Here is a 20,409-nt window from a genome sequence, read left to right on the forward strand (position 1 = left end):
GGTCTATGTCTATTTCTTGTCGATCTCAATGGTGCGGAAGGTCGGCTGGCCCGCGCGGAAGAATCGAATCGGCAGCAGTTCGTTATCCGGCAGATCTTTGACCACTTTGCGGTAGTCCTTCAGGTCGCCCACTTTCTCGAACCCCAGCTGCGCAATGATATCGCCGCCGCGGAGACCGGCCTTGGCACCGGGCTTGCCCGGCACCACATCCTTGACCAGCACGCCGGAATCCACGCCCCAGCGCTGCTTCAGCGCATCGGGAATCTCGCCCACGACCAGCCCCAGGCGGCCACCCACATTGCTGGCGGGACCAGCGCTGGAGGCCTGCCCCATCTCGGTGTCATCGCTCGGCAAGGTGCCGACCGTGACACTGACGGTCTTGTGCTCGCCCTTGCGCATGAGGTCAACACTCACTTCGCTGCCCGGGCTGGTGCGGCCGACGATATGCGGCAGATCGCCCTGCTCGAGGATCTTGTGGCCGTCGAAGCGGGTAATGATATCGCCCGCGACAATGCCCGCCTGGTCCGCCGGTGCACCGGACTCCACCTGGGCCACCAGGGCGCCGTGGGGCTTCTTCAGGCCCATTGCCTTGGCCATATTCAGGTCCACATCCTGGATGCCGACACCGAGCCAGCCGCGATCGACGCGCCCCTTCTCTTTCAGCTGGGCAATCACATCCTGCGCCAGGCTGGCGGGAATGGCGAACGACAGGCCAATGGAACCGCCGCTGCGGGTATAGATCTGTGAGTTGATGCCCACGACCCTGCCATCCATGTTGAACAGCGGGCCGCCGGAGTTACCCGGATTGATGGCCACATCGGTCTGGATGAACGGCACGTAATTCTCGCGACTCTCGTTGGGGATGCTGCGCCCCATGGCGCTCACGATACCGGCGCTGGCGGAGTAATCGAGACCGAACGGAGAGCCGATTGCGACCACCCATTCACCCACCTTGAGGTCGTCCGAGTTGCCCCACTTCAGGTGCGGCAGATCCTCGGCGTCGATCTTGATCAGCGCCAGGTCGGAGCTGACATCGGTGCCGATGACCTTGGCATCGAACTCGCGCCGATCGGTCAGGGTTACCGTGACCTGGTCTGCGCCGTCCACGACGTGGTTGTTGGTGACGATGTAGCCGTCACCGGAGATGATGAATCCGGATCCCAGGCTGGCTACCGGGCGCTGCTGCGGCGGCTCCAGCAAGTGGCGGAAGATATCCGGAATATCCTGGCGGTACTGCGGCGGCAGGTTACGGCGCGAGGTCTGGCGGTGCTCTACCGAATTGATTTTCACTACCGCCGGCGAATTATCCGCGATCAGGTCGGTGAATTCCGGCAGCCCGCGCGCGAACGCAGACGCCGACAGCAACAGGCAGAGAGTGAAGACAAACTGTGAACAGCGTTTCAGCATCGGTTTGTTACCCTTATCTATCCCTTCTACTATTGAGGCATTGAGCGCTGGAGCCGCCCGGCGGGGCCGGCCCCGACGCTCAACAGGTTTTTGGTAAACATTTAGTGGCGTTCTGGCCACAAAAGTTCTGAAGCCCAGTGTAAAACAATGTTAAGGCGCTCCCGCAACGGCTAGGCCAGACAGCCCCGGCCCGTCTGGTCATCCGCTGCCGAAGCCCCACCGGCTCTCCGGGAGGACACCGTGACAACACTGCGCCCCCGCACCGAACGCGGCCATTTTTGCCACCCGCAGCTGCCGTACGGCAAGTCCGAACTCGGCGCGCCCCTGCTGTATTTTCCCGCACAGGTCAGCGCCGGCGCCAGTCCGCCGGGGATCGTCATGGCCGGCACCCACGGCGATGAGGTATCGGCGGTGGTGGCACTGTCCTGCGCGCTACGGACCCTGCCGGCGGAGCGCCTGTGCCACCATGTAATCCTGGCGGTCAACCCGGACGGCTGTCAGCTGGGGCTGCGCGCCAACGCCCACGGTGTCGACCTGAACCGCAATTTCGCCACTGCCAACTGGCAGGCGGACGGCACCGTCTACCGCTGGAACAGCGCCGCGGAGGCGCGCGACGTACGCCTCAGTACCGGCAGTTCCGCCGGCTCGGAGGCGGAGACCCGCGCGCTGACCGGGCTGCTGGAACGGCTAAAGCCGCACTGGGTGGTCACTATTCACGATCCGCTGGCCTGTATCGAGGACCCCCACGACAGCGCCCTGGGGCGCTGGCTGGCCGAGCGTTTCCAGCTGCCACTGGTGACCGATGTGGGCTACGCCACCCCCGGCTCTTTTGGCACCTGGTGCGCTGAGCGCCAGCTGCACTGTATTACGGCCGAGTTTCCACCGATCTCCGCCGATGCGGCCAGTGAAGACTACCTCGACGCGCTGATCGACCTGCTGACATGGAGCGACTGAGCAGGGCTCACCAGCGCCGTTCACGGCGTCTCAGGTCCAGTAGACCCGCCCCGCGTCAAAGCGCAGCGGCGGCTCGGCGTCCCGCGCCAGCCAGGTCGGGCCATCCAGATCGATAAAACGCGCCCGCTCCCCCAGCGGCCAGGCGGCGCGCACCGCGCGCGAGGTGCACAGCATGCAGCCCAGCATCAGCGCGAAGCCGCACGCCTCCGCCGCCTCCGCCAGCGCCAGTGCCTCGGTGAGGCCGCCGGTCTTGTCCAGTTTGATATTGAGCATCTCGTAGCGCCCCTGCAGCCGCGGCAGGTCGGCGCGGGTGTGGCAGCTCTCGTCTGCGCAGATCGGCAGCGGGTGCGCAAAGGTCTCGAGAAATTCATCGTCATCTGCCGGCAGCGGCTGCTCCAGCATCGCCACACCGGCATCGCGCAGCTGCTGGCAGCGCTCCACCAGGGTTGCGGCCGGCCAGGCCTCGTTGGCGTCGATCACCAGCTGGGCGCCCGGTGCCGCCGCACGCACTGCGGCGACGCGCTCGGCCACCTGGTAGTCATCCAGCTTCAGCTTCAGGCACTCCACCCCCTGCGCCACTGTGACCCGCGCCGCTTCGGCCATCGCAGCGGGCGTGTCGATCACCAGTGTCTGCACCGTGGGCAGGGAATCGGGGCCGGCAAAAGGAGTATTGCGACATTGCCGCTCCCAATCCCACAGCGCGCAGTCGAGCGCATTGCGCGCGGCGCCGGCGGGCAACTGCGCCTGCAGCGCCTCCCGGCTCAGGCTGTCCGGCACCGCCAGCAGCGGTTGCAGCTGCGCCAGCACCGAATCCGGCGTCTCGCCGTAACGCGCATAGGGAGTGCACTCGCCCACCGCGGTAACGCCGCGCCCCTGCAGCTCAACCACGACCACCTGCGCCTCGGTGCGGGCGCCGCGGGAAATGACAAAGGCAGTGCGCAGGGGCCAGCTCTCGGCAGAGCAGTGAGCGCGCATGGGTTATCTCCTGCAAAGGTGAGATAACAGTTTAGGAAGAATTGGGAAAAGGAGATCAGGCCGCGCGGGCCGGCTCGATGCGCAACAGTAGCGGTGCGAAGGCGGGGTCGCCAGCGCGGCGGCGGCCGTAAAGGCGCACTAGCGCGGCGCCGCCCAGCAGCCCGAGCACCGCGCCGGCAATCGCACCGCTTTCACCGGCGAGAGCGTTGCCCGCCACAGTTGCCATCAGCAGGGAGACCAGAGGCAGCAGGTAGATCAGTAAAGCGCCGATGGCGAGGGTATTTTCGGCGATGCCAATCACGGCAGTATCGTTGAGCGCAATATCCTGCGGGTCCCAGCTGTTCAGCGCTACGCGGACACGCGCGGCGCCGGCCCGGTCAGCGCGGCTCGACAAATAGTCGCTCAGCAGCCCGGTACCACAACCACTCTTGGCGGAGCAGCCGTGACAGCCGCTGCGCTGCAGGGTTTCGACCCAGATGGCACCGGATTCAATCGCCACCACCCGACCGCGCTCTTCTACCATGAGATCCCTACCCCGCTGCGGGCATCAACCCTTGATACCGACGGCACCGGCGACGCGGCGCGCCGTGGTATCCGGTATCTCGCCGACCACCGTTACGGTGTAGTCGACGCCATTCACGCGCACCTTGTCCATATAGGCCACGGTAGCGCCGCGAATCGCACGGCCCTGGAAGTCGAGCCCCGGACCCAGGTGTTGAACGAAGACCGTAAAGACACTGAGGCCATCACTGAACACCAGCATGTCGCCATCGGACAGGGTGCGCACGGAGACCAGCTCGAAACCCTCGGGCACCCAGCGCACCTGCCAGCGGCTCTGCGCGGAGGTACAGGGAGTGTTGTTGTCGATGCGGCGCGCGTCGGCGGAGCTGGGCTCCAGCGCGGAATCCGGCACTGGCGACAGATTCAGTTTGACGAACTGGTAGCGCTCCAGAACCCGGCCCTGGGCGTTCACCAGCATGGATTTGAGCGGCAGGCCGGTCTTGCGATCCAGATTGATCACCATGCCGAGGCGATCGAGATCCCGCGGCCGCGCCTCGATCACCACCGTGTCGCGGTCGGCCACACGCTCCTCGCCGCGCAGCACGAACTGGTAACTGCGCTCGACTTCCGAGTGACCGGCACCGCTCAACAGCCCAGCCCGCGCCAGCGGGTTGGAAAGGCGGGCACAATTGCGGCTACTGCCATGGCTGATAAGCTCTCTCGGGTCACCGCTCAGGTAGCGCACCCGCTCGACCTGCTCGCCGTCGCGCAATGCATGCACCACCTCGAGGGTCTCCAGCATACCGCCGTGCTCGAAAGTCGCCAGACCGCTGTACTCGAGGTCATTGGCGGCCCGGTTCAGCTTGGCGAGCCAGTCCTCGACGCTCTGCGGCTGGCGCTGTGCGGCCGCAGCCGGGCTGGATGCCGCACCGCCCTGCTGTACTTCGGGCTGCTGCTGCGCCCCGGCCACGGCGGGCTGGGCGACCGCAACGGCGGTTGCCTTATCGTCTGCACGGACCGCAGGCGCCAACAGAAATAAAGCCAACAGCAAGCTGTTGGCTTTGATCATTGCGGGATGCAGTGTTAACGGTTTGCGCACCTACTCCGAGCTCCTGTCCGGTTCTCTGCTGTTCGCAGTTCACTTTCCGGCGCTCTGCAACGCCGATTCCAAACCTACATATCCACCTGTTCGCCGAAAGTGGCGCGGGCAAAAGGCACCATGCCCTGGCTGCCGACGTGGGCGGCCTGTTCCGAGTGCTCCATCATCACCCGGTTCAGGTGGCGCATCAATTCCGGCGTCAATACCGGCTGCATCACCTGCTTGCCACCGGGCACAGCCCCGGCTCCCTGGCGCTCAGGCACCAGGCGCGGCGCGGCGGTGCTCACCGAGCGCGTGCTCGGCGCCGGCACGTAGAATCCGGTAGGCTCCGGGGCCGAGGATACCGACGGCTGTACCTGGTGTTCCGCATCGGCTACCTGGGCCGCGTCACCGCCAACCTGCGGCTGGGACATCTGCTGCACACCGAGGATCGCAGCGAAGGCCACCGTTGCCGCCACAGCGCCGCGTCTCAGCGGCTGCCACCAGCGATTACGATTTGCGGCGGACGCCTCGGCGTCCGCGTCGGTCGACTGGAACGGTGCTGCCTCCTGTTCGACAGCCGCAGAAATCCGCGCCGCCAGACCGGTGTCCGCCTGGGCCACACGCTCGCGACGCATAACACTGGCGGCCAGCTGGTAACGTGACCAGCGCTCGCCGATCTCCGCCGAGGAGGAACTGGCTTTCAGCAGGCGCTGCAGTTCCAGCTCACTGACCTCGCCGTCCATCAGCGCCGACAGCGACTCGTTCAGACGATCCTGATGTTTCCCGTGAGACATACGGGGTACCCTCTCTGTACAATTCTGTGCAATCTGGCGTGGCGCTCGCTGGCGCCTTATCACAGTACCTCGGCGGTGCCGCAACACCACCACTGCCTGTTAGCTAAGACCGGCGGCCCTGCTGTTTGTTTCACCGCCGGCGAAAAAATTCCCGGATTTTCAGCCCCGGTCGCCGAGGGGTTCCGGCTCCCCGGCCAGAACGGCCTGGACTGTACGGTCAATAGCCTCCCGAGCGCGGAAAATGCGCGAGCGCACGGTGCCCACCGGACATCCCATTACCTCGGCGATCTCCTCGTAACTGAGGCCTTCCATCTCGCGCAGGGTCACCGCCGAGCGCAGATCCTCGGGCAGCGCGCGAATCGCCTCGTGAACTGCAGCCTCAAGCTGGTCACGAAACAGTTCGCCCTCGGGAGTTTCGTTGTCGCGCAGCAGGTCGGCGCCGGAGTAGTACTCGGCGTCTTCCAGATCCACATCCGAAGACGGCGGCCGGCGGCTGCGCGAGACCAGGTGGTTCTTGGCGGTATTGATGGCGATGCGGTACATCCAGGTGTAGAAGGCGCTGTCACCACGGAAATTGGCCAGCGCCCGGTAGGCCTTGATAAAGGCCTCCTGGGTCACATCCTGCACCTCGGCGTGGTCCTTGATAAACCGGCTGACCACAGCGACGATCTTGTGCTGGTATTTCAATACCAGCAGGTCAAAGGCGCGCTTGTCCCCTTTCTGGACCCGCTCAACCAGCTGGCGGTCACTCGGTGACGCCTGTTGCCCTGTCATCCCCTACTCCCATAGTCGGTCACGTCGCCAGCGCGTTCCCACCCAGCGGGAGAGCGGTCACCTGTGGCGTATATTTTGTGGTTTTGCAGACACGGGAAATAGGACATAAGTTCCGGGCCAGTTCGATGAAATAACACCTGGGGCCGCTGTCGAGTTGCGGAAGCAGGTCGAAGTTGGCGCTATACTACGCGACCGCTCAACATAATTGAAATCTATGAATGCCAACGCAAGTTACGATGTCCTGGTAATCGGCAGCGGCGCCGCCGGCCTGACCCTGGCCCTGCACCTGGCGGGCCGCTATCGCGTGGCGCTGCTGTCCAAGCAGCGCCTGCAGGACGGCTCCACCTGGTTCGCCCAGGGCGGGATCGCCGGGGTGCTGGACGAGATGGACTCGGTCGAATCCCATATTGCAGACACCTTAGACGCGGGCGCGGGGCTGTGCCACCCGGATGCCGTGCGCCTGACCGTAGAGAACAGCGCAGCCGCCATCCGCTGGCTGATCGACTCCGGTGTCGACTTCACTCGCGAGCACGGTGACTACCACTTGACCAAAGAGGGAGGCCACAGCCACCGCCGCATCATCCACAGCGCCGATGCCACCGGCCGCGCGGTGCACAGCACCCTGATCGACCGGGTGCGCGCCGCCGATAATGTCGACTGTTTCGAACACCACGTCGCCCTCGACCTGATCCGCCAGCCGGATCCCCACAAGCGCCGCTTCCGCTGCGCCGGCGCCTATGTCTACAACAAGCAGAGCGAAAAAGTAGAACTCTTCCAGGCCCGCGCCGTGGTGCTCGCCACCGGTGGCGCCAGCAAGGCGTACCTGTACACCAGCAATCCGGACGGCGCCAGCGGCGACGGCATCGCCATGGCCTGGCGCGCCGGCTGCCGGGTGGCCAACCTGGAATTCAACCAGTTCCACCCCACCTGCCTCTACCACCCCAAGGCCAAGGCCATGCTGGTGACCGAGGCCCTGCGCGGCGAGGGCGCGCAGTTGAAACTGCCGGACGGCAGCCGCTTTATGGACCGCTTCGACCCGCGCGGCGAACTGGCGCCGCGGGACATCGTCGCGCGCGCCATCGACCACGAGATGAAGCGCCTCGGCGCCGACTGCCTCTACCTGGACATCTCGCACAAGGACGCAGACTTCGTGCGCGAGCACTTCCCCACTGTCTACAACAACTGCCTGCAGTACGGCATCGATATCACCAGGGAGCCGATCCCTGTGGTGCCGGCGGCGCACTACACCTGCGGCGGGGTGATGGTGGACCAGTTCGGGCGCACCGACCTGGACCAGCTCTACGCCATCGGCGAAACCACCTTTACCGGGCTGCACGGCGCCAATCGCCTGGCCAGCAACTCGCTACTGGAGTGCCTGGTCTACGCCCGTTCCGCCGCTATGCATATCGACGAAACCCTCGACGAAGTGCAGCCGCCGCGGGAGGCAGCGGCCTGGGATGCCTCGCGGGTAACCGACTCGGACGAAGACGTGGTGATCTCGCACAACTGGGACGAGCTGCGCCGCTTCATGTGGGACTACGTGGGTATCGTGCGCACCCGCAAACGCCTGCTGCGCGCGGAGCACCGGGTCAGAATGTTGCAGGGGGAAATCCGCGAGTTCTACGCCAATTACAAGGTCAGCAGCGACCTGATCGAACTGCGCAACCTGGCGCTGGTGTCCGAGTTGATCATCCGCTCGGCGCTGGACCGGCGCGAGAGCCGCGGCCTGCACTACTCCCTCGACTACCCGAACCTGCGCGAACTGGCCTCGGACACCATCCTGGTCCCGGAGAACTTTGCCGACCAGCAGCAGTTTGTCTAGTTGCGGGAACGCGGAGCTTCAGCTCCGCAACGGCCAGCGACCCATTTAACGCGAAAAATGCAGCGCCGCCTGCAGGCGGCGCCAGTCGTCTGCATGCACGCTGTCCCGCGCCAGCACCAGACGTAAATCGCCGCCGCTGACAAAGCGGCCGTTGATCACCAGCAGCTGTGTCCACAGCACCAGCTCACCGCAAAACTCGAATTCCCTTTCTGCTCCATCGCCATCGCGCCAGAACCAGCGCCGCTCACGGGTAGAGAGCGTGCCGCACTGACGCCGCAGGCGCCGCCACTCAAAGGTGCCACACAACAGCACCGCGACCAGCAGCACCGCCAACGGCAACAGCGGCAGCCGACACAACCACAACAGCACGAGCGCCTGCACAGTGGCCAGGCACAGGAAAATCGCGAGATAACGGGAGGGAGCTACGACACAGCTGAGACGTGCGCTGCGCTCGATGGTTTGCGGATAGGTGGTGGCTTCCATGCATTCACCTGGCGGCGCGATCGCGCCACCGAATCGAGAGTGGGCGCTAGGACTTCTGCAGCCCGGTATTGTCGCGGATAATCTGCACGATGCGCATCAGCTCCGGATCCTCGGGATCCGTGCGGCGCATAAACCAGGCGAACAGATCCTGATCCTGCTCGTCCAGCAGCTTCTGGTAGCGCAGCTTGTCTGCCTCCTCCAGGGTCTCGTAGACATTGTCCAGAAACGGCAGCAGCACAAGGTCCAGCTCCAGCATACCGCGGCGGCTGGCCCAAAACAGGCGGTTGCGATCCATACTTCCTCTTCACGACCGGTTTAAAGTGCGCGCAGTATACCCGCCGGCCCGCACCAGTGCACTCGGCACGCCTTGAAAGAGCACTCGACAGACCTTGAAAAAGCCGGCACAGGCCCAAGATAATCCGCCCGAACACAGCGAAAATGGCAGGACAATGGATCAGCAGCAGTGGCAGGACTTTCTCGCAGACGCAGGCGCCAGATGGGAGGGCGAGCGGGCGCACTTTCCCGACACCGACGCCGCTCTGCACCTGGTGGACCTGAGCCCGCTCGGCGCGGTCAGCGTTGTCGGCCCCGACAGCCAGAAGTTCCTGCAGGGCCAGCTCACCTGTGACCTGGTCAACCTGCCGGATGGCCACGCCACTCCCGGTACCCACTGCAACCCCAAGGGCCGCGCCATCAGCGCCTTCAGCGCGCTGAAACTGGATCAGGGTGACCTGCTGCTGCGCCTGCCGCGCGACCTGGCCGGCACCGCCAGAGCCGCACTGGCCAAGTACGCCGTCTTCTTCAAAACCGAGCTCAGCGAGCTCGACGACAGCCACCGCTGGCTAGGCCTGCAGGGCCGCGACGCCGTCGCGCGCGCGCAACAGCTGCTCGGCCTGGAGCCCATCACCGCCGGCCAGGTGGCGAGTTTCGATTGCGATGGCGAACGCGGCCTGGTCGAGGCGCTGAACGAACAGCAGCTCGCCCTGCTCGTTCCCGCGGCCTACGCCCCGCAACTGTGGCAAAAACTCGCCGAACACGCAGACCCCGCCAGCTACGACCGCTGGCTGCAAACCCAGATCGAAGCCGGCATGCCGCAACTGCACGCCGCCACCAGCGAAATGTTTATCCCGCAGATGCTCAACCTGCACCTGCTCGGCGGCGTCAGCTTCAAGAAAGGCTGCTATACCGGCCAGGAAGTCATCGCGCGCATGCAGTACCGCGGCGCCAGCAAGCGCCGCCTGTACCGCGCCCGCTGCGAGGCCGGTGACCGCCCGGAAGCGGGCAGCGACATCTACGGCGAGGGCGAGTCGAGCATCGGCAACCTGGTCGAGGCCTGCCACTCGGAAGAAGGGATCGAGTTGCTCGCGGTGCTGACGATTGCCAAGGTCGCCGCGGGTGAGGCGTTGCGGCTGGCAGATGGGCGAGCGCTGGAGATTCAGGAACTGCCTTACGATGCGGAGGCGGATCCGCTGGCCTGACCCGCAGACAACGGCCAACTCTATGCTCGCAGCGGTCTGTGTCCGCTGCGAGGACACTTCCCCACCGAAACGGCAATACTCAGACTTCGACCGCTACCCGCCGCAATTGCGACACCTCCGGCAATGCCCAATCGATCGGTTGCTGGCCGTGCTGCTGCAGCCACTGATTCGCCTGTGAAAAAGGTTTGGTACCAAAAAAACCGCGGTGCGCCGACAGTGGTGACGGGTGCGGTGCACGCACAACGAGATGTCTGTTGCGATCGATAAACGCACCCTTTTTCTGCGCGTAGCTGCCCCACAGAATAAATACCAGTCCTTCGCGCTGTTCCGCCAATGCGTGAATCGCCGCGTCGGTGAACTGTTCCCAACCGCGGCCCTGGTGGGCACCGGCCTTGCTGTCTTCCACGGTCAGCGTCGCATTCAGCAGTAGCACGCCCTGCTCCGCCCACGGCTGCAGGCAGCCGTGGTGGGCCCGCGGAATGCCCAGGTCCGACTCCAGTTCTTTGTAGATATTCTGCAGTGACGGCGGTATCCGCACACCCGGCATGACCGAGAAACACAGGCCGTGGGCCTGGCCGGCGCCGTGATAGGGATCCTGGCCGAGAATCACCACCTTGACCTGATCGAACGGCGTGGAGTTGAAGGCGTTGAAGATCTGCGGGCCCGGCGGGTAGATGTGTTTGCCGGCCTGCTTTTCCGCGCGCAGGAATTTGCGCAGCTCGGCCATGTAGGGTTTGTTGAATTCCCCCTCGAGCACACGGAACCATGAAGGGTGAATTTTTATAGTGTCCGGAACCGGCATGGCTTTTCCTCGAGTCTTTTGCTGTCGCACTCCGCCAACCTGCGTGCAGCGATTTTAGTTCAATGTCTTTTTTACCAGCCGGCGCAGCTCGGGCACTACGTCCTGTTCGAACCACGGTCGTCGGCGCAGCCACAAGGTGTTGCGCGGACTGGGATGCGGCAGCGGGAAAAAGCCCGCCGCCAGCGCCTCGCGATAGCGGCGCACATTGTCGGTAAGGCTGCCCGATTTGGGAAATTCGGCGCGCGGCAGGTAGTGGCGCTGGGCGTATTGTCCCACCAGCAGGGTCAGTTGCAAATTCGGCAGCTCGGCCAGCAGGCGTTCGTGCCAGGTCGCGGCGCACTCCGGGCGCGGCGGCAGGTCACCGCCCTTACCGCGGCCGGGATAACAGAAGCCCATCGGCACTATGGCGATGCGCGATGCATCGTAGAAGGTGTCGCTATCCAGCCCGGTCCAGGCGCGCAGCCGCTCGCCGGATGGATCGTTCCATGGGATACCGCTCTCGTGAACTTTTGTGCCCGGGGCCTGACCAACAATCAACAGTCGCGCCGTACGCGCCGCGCGCAGTACCGGGTTGGCACCCCGGGGCAGATGTTCGGCACACAGATTGCAGCTGCGAATATCGCTGAGGAGGGAAATCAATCGGCTCATGGTCTGCGTCGGGTACTGGCGGAGCGGCCACCTTGCCGCGCCGGTCCGCACAAATCAAGTGCATGGCAACGCTGACGAATTGCACGAAGGCGGTCAGACACCGCAAGACAAGTGTGTCCGAGTTGACATTTATTTCGTGTACTTCATAGTACCAAGCGATTCGCAAACCAATAATAAAAGTGTGGGCTTTATCCCGCCCCTGGGGAAAACGGGAAAATTTGCTCAAAAAAAAGAGAAACAGATTATGACAACAGCGGGATTCCGCTTTGGCGAATACTTAAGTTCCAGGTGGCGCATGATTGGCGCCGCCGCCCTGTCCCTGACCCTCGCCGCCTGCGGAGGTCAGGAAGCTCCCGGCAAACCCAAGCCGGTGGTCAAGCTCGACCCCACCCAGCTCGCAGCCAAGCAGGAAATCGTCCGCGGCAACGGCGCCGAACCCCAGTCACTCGACCCGCACAAGATGTCGGGCACGATCGAAGCGCAGATACTGCGCGACCTGCTCGAGGGCCTGGTCAATTCGGCGCCCGATGGCTCCACGGTCCCCGCGGTGGCCAAGAACTGGGATACCAAAGACAACAAGACATTTATCTTTCACCTCCGCCACGACGCCCGCTGGTCCAACGGCGACCCGGTTACCGCCCACGACTTTGTCTATAGCTGGCGCCGCCTGGTTAACCCGGCCACCGCCTCCCCCTACGCCTGGTACCTGCCCGCAGATAAAGTCAAAAACGCCGACGCCATCGTGCACGGCAAGAAGTCCCCCGACACACTCGGCGTCGAGGCACTCGACGACTACACCTTCAAGGTGGAACTGGAGCAGCCGGTGGCCTACTTCGTCGATACGCTGGTGCACAACTCCGTGGCTCCGGTGCACAAAGCCAGCATCGAGAAGTACGGCGAGGAGTGGACCCGCCCGGGCCACTTTGTTGGCAACGGCGCTTACAAGCTGAGCAAATGGGTGGTCAACGAACGCATCGAGCTGGTGCGCAATGACAAGTACTGGGACAACGCCCACACCCGCCTGAACAAGGTCACCTACCTGCCGATCCCCTCCGCCAATGCCGAGCTGAGCCGCTATCTGGCCGGCGAGATCGATATGACCTACAGCGTGCCGGCGGAACAGGCCAAGCGTATCCGCACGGAATTTCCGGGCCAGTTGCGCACCGTGCCCTATATCGGCACCTACTACTACGAGTTCAACACCAGGCGTGCGCCGTTCGACAACGTGGATGTACGCAAAGCGCTGGCTTACGCCATTAATCGCGACATCATCGCCTACAAGGTGATCGGCCTGGGGCAGAAACCCGCCTATACACTCACGCCGGAAGCGGTCAAAAACTTCACTCCACCGAAAACCCAATGGGCCCAGTGGAGCCAGGAACAACGCGAACAGAAAGCACGCGAGCTCTACGCCAAAGCCGGCTACTCCAAAGACCATCCGCTGAAACTGAAGCTGCTCTACAACACCGACGACAATCACCGGAAAATTGCCATTGCCGTCGCCGCCATGTGGAAGCTGGCGCTGGGCGTTCAGGTGACGCTGGAAAACCAGGAGTGGAAGAGCTACCTGAGCACTCTGGATGAAGGCAATTTCGACGTGACCCGCTACGCCTGGATCGGCGATTACAACGAGCCCTCCACCATGCTCAAAGTGCTGCTGACCGGCGGTGGCAGCAACCACGCCCGCTATGCCAACAGCGAGTATGACGCACTGCTGTCGCAGAGCACCAGTGAGGCGAATCCCGCTGATCGCGCCAAATACTACGCCCGCGCGGAAGAACTGCTGGCCCGCGACATGCCGATCATGCCGATCTACCAGTATGTGACCCAGCATGTGGTCAAACCCTACGTGGGCGGCTATCCGGAAAATCCTCTCGACTATCAGTACAGCAAGGATATGTGGATCATCAAACACTGATCGCCGCTATCCCGCAGGAGGCGGGGCCGCCGGCCCCGCAATTGTTTTAGCTATCGGCAAACGACTTGCCATATTCGCACAGGCAGGTGCATCCACCGGGGCAATCCCATGTTCAATTTCATCGCCAGGCGCGTGCTCGAAGCCATCCCCACGCTGCTGATCCTGATCACTGTGTCCTTTTTCCTGATGCGTTTCGCACCGGGCAGCCCGTTCAGTATCGAGGGCAATATGCCGCCCGAGGTACGCGCCAATATCGAAGCCAAATACGGCTTCGATAAACCGGTTACCCAGCAGTACTGGTCGTATCTCAAAGGGCTGCTGCATGGCGACCTGGGGCCGTCGTTCGTGTACAAGGATTTTTCCGTGAACGACCTGGTGAGCCAGGCACTGCCGGTTTCGGTCAAAATCGGTGCCTGCGCTTTCGTATTGGCGGTGCTGTTCGGTGTGCTGCTCGGCACCATTGCCGGGCTCAAACAGAACAGCTGGATCGATTACACCGTGATGAGCACCGCCATGGCCGGCGTGGCAATTCCATCGTTTGTGCTGGCGCCACTGCTGGTGCTGATTTTCTCCATCGGCCTCAAGTGGCTGCCCGCCGGCGGCTGGCACGGCGGCGGGGCCAAATACATGGTGCTGCCGGTAATCGGCATGATGATGTACTACATCGCCGCGGTGGCGCGCATCATGCGCGGCAGCATGATCGAGGTGATGAACTCGAACTTTATCCGCACCGCGCGCGCCAAGGGCCTGAGCACACCGTACATCGTGCTGCATCACGCGCTGCGTCCGGCGCTGCTGCCGGTGATCTCCTATCTGGGCCCGGTACTGGTGGGCATTGTCACCGGCTCGGTGGTGATCGAGACCATTTTCGGCCTGCCCGGTATCGGCCAGCTGTTCGTCAACGGCGCGCTGAACCGCGACTATTCGATGGTACTCGGCCTCACCATTCTGGTGGGAACGCTGACCATCACCTTCAACGCCGTGGTCGATATCCTGTATGCGGTTATCGATCCGAAAATCCGCTATTCCTGATCCGGAGGCCAAGACGATGCTAGCGACCAGCGCCAACCGGGAAGCGGTTGAAAACTTTTCCGAACAACTCGAAGTGGAGGGGCGCAGCCTGTGGCAGGACGCGCGCCGCCGCTTTCTCAACAACCGGGCCGCGGTGACCAGCCTGGCCATTCTCGGGCTCGTCACCCTGTTTGTGATTGTCGGCCCGTACCTGAGCCAATACAGCTTCGACGCGCCCGACTGGGGCTCAATGCAGACCGCGCCGTCGATCGCCAACGGCCACTACTTCGGCACCGACTCTCTCGGTCGCGACCTGTTCGTACGCTCGGCACTGGGCGGGCGCATGTCGCTGATGGTGGGTATTCTCGGCGCGCTGGTGGCGGTGGTGATCGGCACCCTCTACGGCGCCACCGCCGGATTTGTCGGCGGGCGCACCGACCGCATCATGATGCGCGCACTGGAAATCCTGTATTCGTTTCCGTTTATGTTTTTCGTGATCCTGCTGGTGACTCTGTTCGGCCGCAATATCCTGCTGATCTTCTTTGCCATCGGCGCGGTCAGCTGGCTGGATATGGCGCGTATCGTGCGCGGGCAGACCCTGAGCCTGAAGAGCAAGGAGTTTGTCGAGGCGGCGCAGGTTTACGGCGTCGGCAAGCGCGCGATGATCCTGCGCCACATAGTGCCGAACGTGCTGGGTATCGTCGCGGTCTACGCGACCCTGCTGGTGCCGAACATGATTCTGTTTGAATCCTTCCTCAGCTTCCTCGGCCTCGGTGTACAGGAGCCCATGACCTCCTGGGGTGCGCTACTCAATGAAGGGGCCAAGTCGATCGAGGTGGCCGCCTGGCACCTGCTGTTCCCGGCCACGCTGATGGTCGTCACCCTGTTCTGCTTCAACTTTATCGGCGACGGTCTGCGCGATGCGCTGGACCCGAAAGACCGCTAATCCGGAGGATTCCCGATGAAACTGCTCGATGTACAAGATCTGCGGGTCGAGTTCTCCACGGCGGACGGCAGCGTGACCGCGGTCAACGACCTGAACTTCGCCCTGGAAGCCGGCGAGACCCTCGGCATTGTCGGCGAGTCCGGCTCCGGCAAGAGCCAGACCGCGTTTGCGCTGATGGGCCTGCTGGCCCGCAACGGCACTATTTCCGGCAGCGCGCGCTTCAAGGGCGAGGAAATCCTGAACCTGCCGCAGAAGAAACTGAATAAAATCCGTGCGGAACAGATCGCGATTATTTTCCAGGACCCGATGACCTCGCTGAATCCCTATATGAAAGTGGGGCCACAGCTGGCAGAGGTACTGATCAAACACCGCGGTATGAACAAAGGCGCGGCGCTGGAGGAATCACGCCGCATGCTCGACGCGGTCAAGATTCCCGAGGCGCAAAAGCGCCTGAATATGTTTCCGCACGAATTCTCCGGTGGTATGCGCCAGCGGGTCATGATCGCCATGGCGCTGCTGTGCCGCCCGCAACTGCTGATTGCCGACGAGCCCACCACCGCGCTGGATGTGACGGTACAGGCGCAGATCATGGCGCTGTTAAACGAGCTGAAACGGGAATTCAATACCGCGATCATCATGATCACCCACGATCTGGGCGTGGTGGCCGGCGCCTGCGACAAGGTACTGGTCATGTACGCCGGCCGCACCATGGAGTACGGCAGCGCCGAGGAGATTTTCTACCGGCCCAGCCACCCGTATACCCGCGGCCTGCTGCACGCGATCCCGCGCCTCGATAGCACCGGCGAGGTCCTGCCCACCATTCCCGGCAACCCGCCCAACCTGCTGAACCTGCCCCCGGGCTGCCCCTTCCAGGCCCGCTGCGCCAGCGCCGAGGCGCGGTGTCGCGACAGCGCGCCCGCACTGCAGACCTTTGCCGGTGCGCGCCAGCGCGCCTGCCATCTGGAAATTGCACAACTGGCGGAGGTGGCGCAATGAGTACGACTCCAGCGAAGAAACTGTTGATGGATATCCGCAACCTGAAGGTGCACTTCTCCATCAAGAAAGACAACGCCTGGCCGTGGAGCAGAGCCGCCACACTGAAAGCCGTGGACGGCGTCAGCGTGCAACTCTACGAGGGCGAGACCCTGGGCGTGGTGGGCGAATCCGGCTGCGGTAAATCCACCTTCGCGCGCGCACTGATCGGCCTGGTGGAGGCCACCGCCGGCGAGGTGATGTGGCTGGGCCGCGACCTGACCAAGCTCGACCAGAAGGCCCTGCGCCAGACCCGCAGGGATATCCAGATGATCTTCCAGGATCCGCTGGCCTCGCTGAATCCGCGCATGACCATCGGCAATATCATCGCCGAGCCACTGCGCACCCTGCACCCGGAACTGGACAGGGAGGCGGTAAAACAGCGCGTACAGGAGATGATGCGCCGCGTGGGCCTGCTGCCCAACCTGATCAATCGCTATCCGCACGAATTTTCCGGCGGCCAGTGCCAGCGCATCGGTATTGCCCGCGCACTGATCCTGAAACCCAAACTGGTGATCTGCGACGAGCCGGTCTCGGCGCTGGACGTCTCGATCCAGGCGCAGGTGGTCAACCTGCTGAAAGAGCTGCAGCGCGAGATGGGCCTGTCACTGGTGTTCATCGCCCACGACCTGTCGGTGGTCAAACATATTTCCGACCGCATCCTGGTCATGTATCTGGGTAACCCGGTGGAAACCGGCACGGTGGAGTCCCTGTATGGCAACCCGCAACACCCTTATACCCGCGCACTGATGTCGGCGGTGCCGGTACCCGATCCGCAACTCGAGCGTGACAAAGACGTGGAGCTGCTCGAGGGCGACCTGCCCTCGCCGATCAATCCGCCCAGCGGCTGCGTATTCCGCACCCGCTGCCCGCGCGCAGTCAGCCAGTGTGCGGTAGAGCGCCCGGGGTTTTACGGTGACACAGCGCACCAGGTGGCCTGTATCCGGGTAGCGACAGAGGTCGACTGAGCGGATTCAGCCCTGTGGCGGAAACGCCAGATGCAACAGCAGCCCGCGCCGGTCCTGCGGGTTCGCCGCGCGGGCGACATTGTTGTTGTCGAGCACCACATAAATACCGCTGTCATTCACCGCCAGGCCCTCGCCCTTGCCGTAATAGGTTTCGAGATAGACGTTGTCCGGCGCCTCCTCGATGGCGCGGTAAGTGATGCACCACTTCGCCGCAAGCGTCTGCGGCGAGCGCCGGCACACGGCGAAGGCATTGCGCTCGAGGGTAAACAGGTCGCCGTCGTAAAAGGCGAGCCCGGTCAGGTCCGGCGAGCGATGCTGAAAGTGGAGCCCCGCGACCGCGGGAATCTCGAAAAACTGCGGCTCCCTGCCCGCGGTAAAATGCACCAGGCCGCGGCGGTCGCGCTCCAGCGCCACCCAGAAATCATCCCCTACCCTCACCAGACCTTCACTGGCGCCGTTGAACTGTTGCATATAGCCGCGCTCGCGCGCGGCCTGCGCCCACTGCTGTGGCAGCCACGCGGGCGTGACGCCCTCTGCCGCCGCGGCAATACGGTGGTAGCGTTCACTGACCAGGTAGACGTTGTCGGCGTCGCAGGTGATACCCTCGATATCCGCTGCCAGCCCCGGCTGCACCAGATTCAGTAGGCGGGCCGTGAGATCCTCTGCCTGCGCCGGGGGCGCGGCCAGGCCGGCCAGCAGCGCGCGCGCTTGCAGGCGGGCATTGCCGTTGTCGATCTGCACTGCGTAGAGATTGTCGGAATCCTTGTCGGAGGCAGCCAGCAGTTCACCGCCACAGAAACTCAGACCGGAAATATCCAGGCCGGCACTGCCGTCGAGCCAGTAGCTGTTCAGCAACCGCGCCGGCGTCACCGGCACGGCGGCAGCGACTGGCGCAAACAATATTGGCGCAACCAATAAAGTCACCAGTGCGGCAAGGTGCAGCGCCCTCAGCAAGGAAACCTCATTATCAGTCGCGGAAGTTGTTGAATTGCAGCGGCTGCTCCAGCTCCTTGCCGCGCAGCATGGCCATCACCTGTTGCAGGTCGTCGCGCTTCTTGCCGGTAACGCGGACCTGCTCACCCTGGATGGCCGCCTGTACTTTGAGTTTTTCTTCCTTGATGATCTTGACAATCTTTTTTGCCAGTTCCTTGTCGAGGCCGTTCTTCAGCGTGACCGCCGCCTTGACCTGCTTGCCCGACTGCTCCTTGTCGGCGATGTCCATCGCCAGCGGGTCGATGTCGCACTTGATCAGCGCGGCGCGCAGCATGTCCAGCATCTGGTCCACCTGCATGTCCGATTCGGCCCGCACGACCAGCGTGAAATCGCTCATCTCCACCTCGGCATCTACCCCCTTGAAGTCGAAACGGTTGGTCACGGTGCGGTTCACCTGATCCACGGCGTTGGTCAGCTGGTGCTTGTCCACTTCGGACACGATATCGAAAGACGGCATTTTCTAGCTCTCCTGTTTTTTAATCTCCGGGACCACTTCCACACTGGCATCGCCGGAGCTGAGCCAGAGGTGTCCGTCCTGGATCGTGACGTTCAAATTCATCGTGCGCTCGGCCATGGCGGCCAGCTCTGTGCACGCGGCGGCGGGCAGATAGTACACCGACAGTTTGTCAAAGCGCTGCAGCGCGTCCGCCTGTTTGCGCCACCAGACCGGTGCGGTGCGCTCGCCGTAACTGTAGACCCGCACCCGCGCGGCGCGATTGCAGGCTTTGCGCAGGCGATCTTCCGCCGGCAGCCCGACCTCGATCCACAACCCGATATCGCCGTTCAGCTCCCGCTGCCACAGGTCGGCCTCGTCATCGGAAGAGAGCCCGCGGGTGAACTCCAGACCTTCCGATGCATTGTGGGCAAAGGCCAGCAGCCGCACCATCATGCGCTCGTCAGTTTCCGAAGGATGACGTGCCAGAGTCAGCGCGTAATCGCCGTAGTGGTCCCGATCCATATCGGCTACCTGTAACTGGACTTTGAAGATCGTCGCTTTTAATGCCATTTGTAATCCGCAATTGAGCCCGCCCCGGCAGCCGGGGCGCGGGCAGCTATTCTTGGGTGGCTGAACAGCCAAGCTGTTCGGGTGTCCGCCAGTCTGTTGCAGGCCGGTGGGCCACAATCCGGGGTTGCACGGGGCAACAAGCGCCACCAGTGTCTCCGCCCCCGACCTGTCTGTAAACAATACGGGTTTATCGGTATGGACTCTGTAATCACCGCCGGCCGCCGCCTCTGGTTCGGTACCCTGCTCGGCCTACTGGCACTGTCGTTGAGCGGCTGTGGCATCAATAACATTCCCACCTACGACGAGCAGGTGAAAGCCGCCTGGGCGCAGGTGGAAAACCAGTATCAACGCCGCGCCGACCTGATCCCCAACCTGGTGAAGACCGTCAAGGCCTACGCCTCGCACGAGCGCGAGACCCTGCAGGCGGTTACCGAGGCGCGCGCCAAGGTGAGTTCCATGCAAGTGGACGAGAGCATACTCAACGACCCGGCCAAACTGCAGCAGTTTGAAGCCGCGCAGGCCCAGTTGACCAGTGCCTTGTCGCGACTGATGGTGGTGGTGGAGAAATACCCCGACCTCAAGGCCAACCAGAACTTCCTCGCGCTGCAATCGCAGCTGGAAGGCACCGAAAACCGCATCAGTGTCGCCCGGCGGGATTATATCGCCGCCGTACAGCGCTACAACCGCGAGATTCGCACCTTTCCCGGGCGCATCTGGCACATGATCCTGTATAGCGACATGCCACTCCGCGAAACCTTCCAGGCCACCAGCAAGGACGCGGAGAAGGCCCCGGAAGTCGACTTCCAGTAGGCCGGC

General features: G+C 63.4%; 22 protein-coding genes. 9 read left to right on the plus strand and 13 right to left on the minus strand.

The features are described from left to right. Window positions 1-9 precede the first annotated feature (9 nt). Window positions 10-1,407 carry a DegQ family serine endoprotease gene (locus ABDK11_RS12485; protein ID WP_346836838.1) on the minus strand — a complete coding sequence of 466 codons (1,398 nt, stop codon included), beginning with the start codon at window positions 1,405-1,407 and terminating at the stop codon, window positions 10-12. 240 nt (window positions 1,408-1,647) lie between these two features. Here ABDK11_RS12485 and mpaA point away from each other — a divergent pair, with 240 nt between their 5' ends. After that, window positions 1,648-2,361 carry a murein tripeptide amidase MpaA gene (gene mpaA / locus ABDK11_RS12490; RefSeq protein WP_346836839.1) on the plus strand — a complete coding sequence of 238 codons (714 nt, stop codon included), beginning with the start codon at window positions 1,648-1,650 and terminating at the stop codon, window positions 2,359-2,361. Between the two features lie 30 nt (window positions 2,362-2,391). Here the strand turns inward: mpaA and ycjG are convergent, their stop codons facing one another. From ycjG to rpoE, 5 genes are all read right to left on the minus strand, one after another. After that, window positions 2,392-3,336 (minus strand): L-Ala-D/L-Glu epimerase, encoded by a 945-nt coding sequence (ycjG, locus tag ABDK11_RS12495; RefSeq protein WP_346836840.1) that lies wholly within the window; start codon window positions 3,334-3,336, stop codon window positions 2,392-2,394. A 55-nt stretch (window positions 3,337-3,391) separates the two neighbouring features. Continuing rightward, on the minus strand, window positions 3,392-3,859 hold the full coding sequence (locus ABDK11_RS12500) for a SoxR reducing system RseC family protein (RefSeq protein ID WP_346836841.1): 468 nt from the start codon (window positions 3,857-3,859) through the stop codon (window positions 3,392-3,394). Between the two features lie 24 nt (window positions 3,860-3,883). Next, window positions 3,884-4,936: a MucB/RseB C-terminal domain-containing protein gene (locus ABDK11_RS12505; RefSeq protein WP_346836842.1), complete on the minus strand. Its 1,053-nt coding sequence runs from the start codon at window positions 4,934-4,936 to the stop codon at window positions 3,884-3,886. A 74-nt stretch (window positions 4,937-5,010) separates the two neighbouring features. Continuing rightward, entirely contained in the window at window positions 5,011-5,712 is a 702-nt protein-coding gene (locus ABDK11_RS12510; protein ID WP_346836843.1) for a sigma-E factor negative regulatory protein, read from the minus strand. Between the two features lie 159 nt (window positions 5,713-5,871). Beyond that, window positions 5,872-6,486 carry an RNA polymerase sigma factor RpoE gene (gene rpoE / locus ABDK11_RS12515; RefSeq protein ID WP_346836844.1) on the minus strand — a complete coding sequence of 205 codons (615 nt, stop codon included), beginning with the start codon at window positions 6,484-6,486 and terminating at the stop codon, window positions 5,872-5,874. A 214-nt stretch (window positions 6,487-6,700) separates the two neighbouring features. On the opposite strand from rpoE, the gene nadB reads away from it, so the two are divergent. Then, the gene (nadB, locus tag ABDK11_RS12520) at window positions 6,701-8,308 is read left to right on the plus strand and encodes an L-aspartate oxidase (RefSeq protein ID WP_346836845.1); all 1,608 of its coding nucleotides are present in this window, start codon (window positions 6,701-6,703) and stop codon (window positions 8,306-8,308) included. A gap of 45 nt (window positions 8,309-8,353) precedes the next feature. On the opposite strand, the gene ABDK11_RS12525 is transcribed toward nadB, so the two are convergent. Continuing rightward, window positions 8,354-8,791, minus strand: a complete 438-nt coding sequence (locus ABDK11_RS12525; protein ID WP_346836846.1) for a protein YgfX — start codon at window positions 8,789-8,791, stop codon at window positions 8,354-8,356. Between the two features lie 46 nt (window positions 8,792-8,837). Further along, on the minus strand, window positions 8,838-9,086 hold the full coding sequence (locus ABDK11_RS12530; protein ID WP_346836847.1) for a succinate dehydrogenase assembly factor 2: 249 nt from the start codon (window positions 9,084-9,086) through the stop codon (window positions 8,838-8,840). A 154-nt stretch (window positions 9,087-9,240) separates the two neighbouring features. Between ABDK11_RS12530 and ABDK11_RS12535 the strand changes: the two genes are divergently transcribed. After that, a complete protein-coding gene (locus ABDK11_RS12535) occupies window positions 9,241-10,269 on the plus strand; it encodes a folate-binding protein (RefSeq protein WP_346836848.1) in 1,029 nt (342 codons plus the stop codon). 79 nt (window positions 10,270-10,348) lie between these two features. On the opposite strand, the gene ung is transcribed toward ABDK11_RS12535, so the two are convergent. Both ung and ABDK11_RS12545 read right to left on the minus strand, forming a co-directional pair. After that, on the minus strand, window positions 10,349-11,071 hold the full coding sequence (ung, locus tag ABDK11_RS12540; protein WP_346836849.1) for a uracil-DNA glycosylase: 723 nt from the start codon (window positions 11,069-11,071) through the stop codon (window positions 10,349-10,351). A 54-nt stretch (window positions 11,072-11,125) separates the two neighbouring features. Beyond that, a complete protein-coding gene (locus tag ABDK11_RS12545; protein ID WP_346836850.1) occupies window positions 11,126-11,719 on the minus strand; it encodes a uracil-DNA glycosylase family protein in 594 nt (197 codons plus the stop codon). A 295-nt stretch (window positions 11,720-12,014) separates the two neighbouring features. Here ABDK11_RS12545 and ABDK11_RS12550 point away from each other — a divergent pair, with 295 nt between their 5' ends. From ABDK11_RS12550 to oppF, 5 genes are all read left to right on the plus strand, one after another. Then, window positions 12,015-13,637, plus strand: coding sequence for a peptide ABC transporter substrate-binding protein (locus ABDK11_RS12550; RefSeq protein ID WP_346836851.1), 1,623 nt, complete (start codon window positions 12,015-12,017; stop codon window positions 13,635-13,637). Window positions 13,638-13,745: 108 nt separating this feature from the next. Next, window positions 13,746-14,669, plus strand: a complete 924-nt coding sequence (gene oppB / locus ABDK11_RS12555) for an oligopeptide ABC transporter permease OppB (protein ID WP_346836852.1) — start codon at window positions 13,746-13,748, stop codon at window positions 14,667-14,669. Window positions 14,670-14,685: 16 nt separating this feature from the next. After that, entirely contained in the window at window positions 14,686-15,594 is a 909-nt protein-coding gene (gene oppC, locus ABDK11_RS12560; RefSeq protein WP_346836853.1) for an oligopeptide ABC transporter permease OppC, read from the plus strand. A gap of 15 nt (window positions 15,595-15,609) precedes the next feature. Next, entirely contained in the window at window positions 15,610-16,590 is a 981-nt protein-coding gene (oppD, locus tag ABDK11_RS12565) for an oligopeptide ABC transporter ATP-binding protein OppD (protein WP_346836854.1), read from the plus strand. After that, on the plus strand, window positions 16,587-17,594 hold the full coding sequence (oppF, locus tag ABDK11_RS12570) for a murein tripeptide/oligopeptide ABC transporter ATP binding protein OppF (RefSeq protein WP_346836855.1): 1,008 nt from the start codon (window positions 16,587-16,589) through the stop codon (window positions 17,592-17,594). Before oppD ends, oppF begins: the two co-directional genes overlap by 4 nt. A 6-nt stretch (window positions 17,595-17,600) precedes the next feature. On the opposite strand, the gene ABDK11_RS12575 is transcribed toward oppF, so the two are convergent. The 3 genes from ABDK11_RS12575 to ABDK11_RS12585 form a co-directional block, all read right to left on the minus strand. Then, window positions 17,601-18,494 (minus strand): esterase-like activity of phytase family protein, encoded by an 894-nt coding sequence (locus ABDK11_RS12575; RefSeq protein WP_346836856.1) that lies wholly within the window; start codon window positions 18,492-18,494, stop codon window positions 17,601-17,603. Between the two features lie 67 nt (window positions 18,495-18,561). Then, window positions 18,562-19,044 carry a YajQ family cyclic di-GMP-binding protein gene (locus ABDK11_RS12580; protein ID WP_346836857.1) on the minus strand — a complete coding sequence of 161 codons (483 nt, stop codon included), beginning with the start codon at window positions 19,042-19,044 and terminating at the stop codon, window positions 18,562-18,564. A gap of 3 nt (window positions 19,045-19,047) precedes the next feature. Beyond that, window positions 19,048-19,593, minus strand: coding sequence for a YaeQ family protein (locus tag ABDK11_RS12585; RefSeq protein WP_346836858.1), 546 nt, complete (start codon window positions 19,591-19,593; stop codon window positions 19,048-19,050). 195 nt (window positions 19,594-19,788) lie between these two features. Here ABDK11_RS12585 and ABDK11_RS12590 point away from each other — a divergent pair, with 195 nt between their 5' ends. Then, the gene (locus tag ABDK11_RS12590) at window positions 19,789-20,403 is read left to right on the plus strand and encodes a LemA family protein (RefSeq protein ID WP_346836859.1); all 615 of its coding nucleotides are present in this window, start codon (window positions 19,789-19,791) and stop codon (window positions 20,401-20,403) included. The last annotated feature ends 6 nt before the right edge of the window (window positions 20,404-20,409 follow it).

It is taken from the genome of Microbulbifer sp. SAOS-129_SWC (assembly GCF_039696035.1).
Classification (GTDB): Bacteria; Pseudomonadota; Gammaproteobacteria; order Pseudomonadales; family Cellvibrionaceae; genus Microbulbifer.

Excerpts from the sequence above, each read along its gene's own strand:
- ABDK11_RS12485 (WP_346836838.1), bottom strand. The coding sequence starts at position 1,407 with ATGCTGAAACGCTGTTCACAGTTTGTCTTCACTCTCTGCCTGTTGCTG.
- ycjG (WP_346836840.1), bottom strand. The coding sequence starts at position 3,336 with ATGCGCGCTCACTGCTCTGCCGAGAGCTGGCCCCTGCGCACTGCCTTT.
- ABDK11_RS12500 (WP_346836841.1), bottom strand. The coding sequence starts at position 3,859 with ATGGTAGAAGAGCGCGGTCGGGTGGTGGCGATTGAATCCGGTGCCATC.
- ABDK11_RS12510 (WP_346836843.1), bottom strand. The coding sequence starts at position 5,712 with ATGTCTCACGGGAAACATCAGGATCGTCTGAACGAGTCGCTGTCGGCG.
- rpoE (WP_346836844.1), bottom strand. The coding sequence starts at position 6,486 with ATGACAGGGCAACAGGCGTCACCGAGTGACCGCCAGCTGGTTGAGCGG.
- nadB (WP_346836845.1), top strand. The coding sequence starts at position 6,701 with ATGAATGCCAACGCAAGTTACGATGTCCTGGTAATCGGCAGCGGCGCC.
- ABDK11_RS12525 (WP_346836846.1), bottom strand. The coding sequence starts at position 8,791 with ATGGAAGCCACCACCTATCCGCAAACCATCGAGCGCAGCGCACGTCTC.
- ABDK11_RS12530 (WP_346836847.1), bottom strand. The coding sequence starts at position 9,086 with ATGGATCGCAACCGCCTGTTTTGGGCCAGCCGCCGCGGTATGCTGGAG.
- ABDK11_RS12535 (WP_346836848.1), top strand. The coding sequence starts at position 9,241 with ATGGATCAGCAGCAGTGGCAGGACTTTCTCGCAGACGCAGGCGCCAGA.
- ung (WP_346836849.1), bottom strand. The coding sequence starts at position 11,071 with ATGCCGGTTCCGGACACTATAAAAATTCACCCTTCATGGTTCCGTGTG.
- ABDK11_RS12545 (WP_346836850.1), bottom strand. The coding sequence starts at position 11,719 with ATGAGCCGATTGATTTCCCTCCTCAGCGATATTCGCAGCTGCAATCTG.
- ABDK11_RS12550 (WP_346836851.1), top strand. The coding sequence starts at position 12,015 with ATGATTGGCGCCGCCGCCCTGTCCCTGACCCTCGCCGCCTGCGGAGGT.
- oppB (WP_346836852.1), top strand. The coding sequence starts at position 13,746 with ATGTTCAATTTCATCGCCAGGCGCGTGCTCGAAGCCATCCCCACGCTG.
- oppC (WP_346836853.1), top strand. The coding sequence starts at position 14,686 with ATGCTAGCGACCAGCGCCAACCGGGAAGCGGTTGAAAACTTTTCCGAA.
- oppD (WP_346836854.1), top strand. The coding sequence starts at position 15,610 with ATGAAACTGCTCGATGTACAAGATCTGCGGGTCGAGTTCTCCACGGCG.
- oppF (WP_346836855.1), top strand. The coding sequence starts at position 16,587 with ATGAGTACGACTCCAGCGAAGAAACTGTTGATGGATATCCGCAACCTG.
- ABDK11_RS12580 (WP_346836857.1), bottom strand. The coding sequence starts at position 19,044 with ATGCCGTCTTTCGATATCGTGTCCGAAGTGGACAAGCACCAGCTGACC.
- ABDK11_RS12585 (WP_346836858.1), bottom strand. The coding sequence starts at position 19,593 with ATGGCATTAAAAGCGACGATCTTCAAAGTCCAGTTACAGGTAGCCGAT.
- ABDK11_RS12590 (WP_346836859.1), top strand. The coding sequence starts at position 19,789 with ATGGACTCTGTAATCACCGCCGGCCGCCGCCTCTGGTTCGGTACCCTG.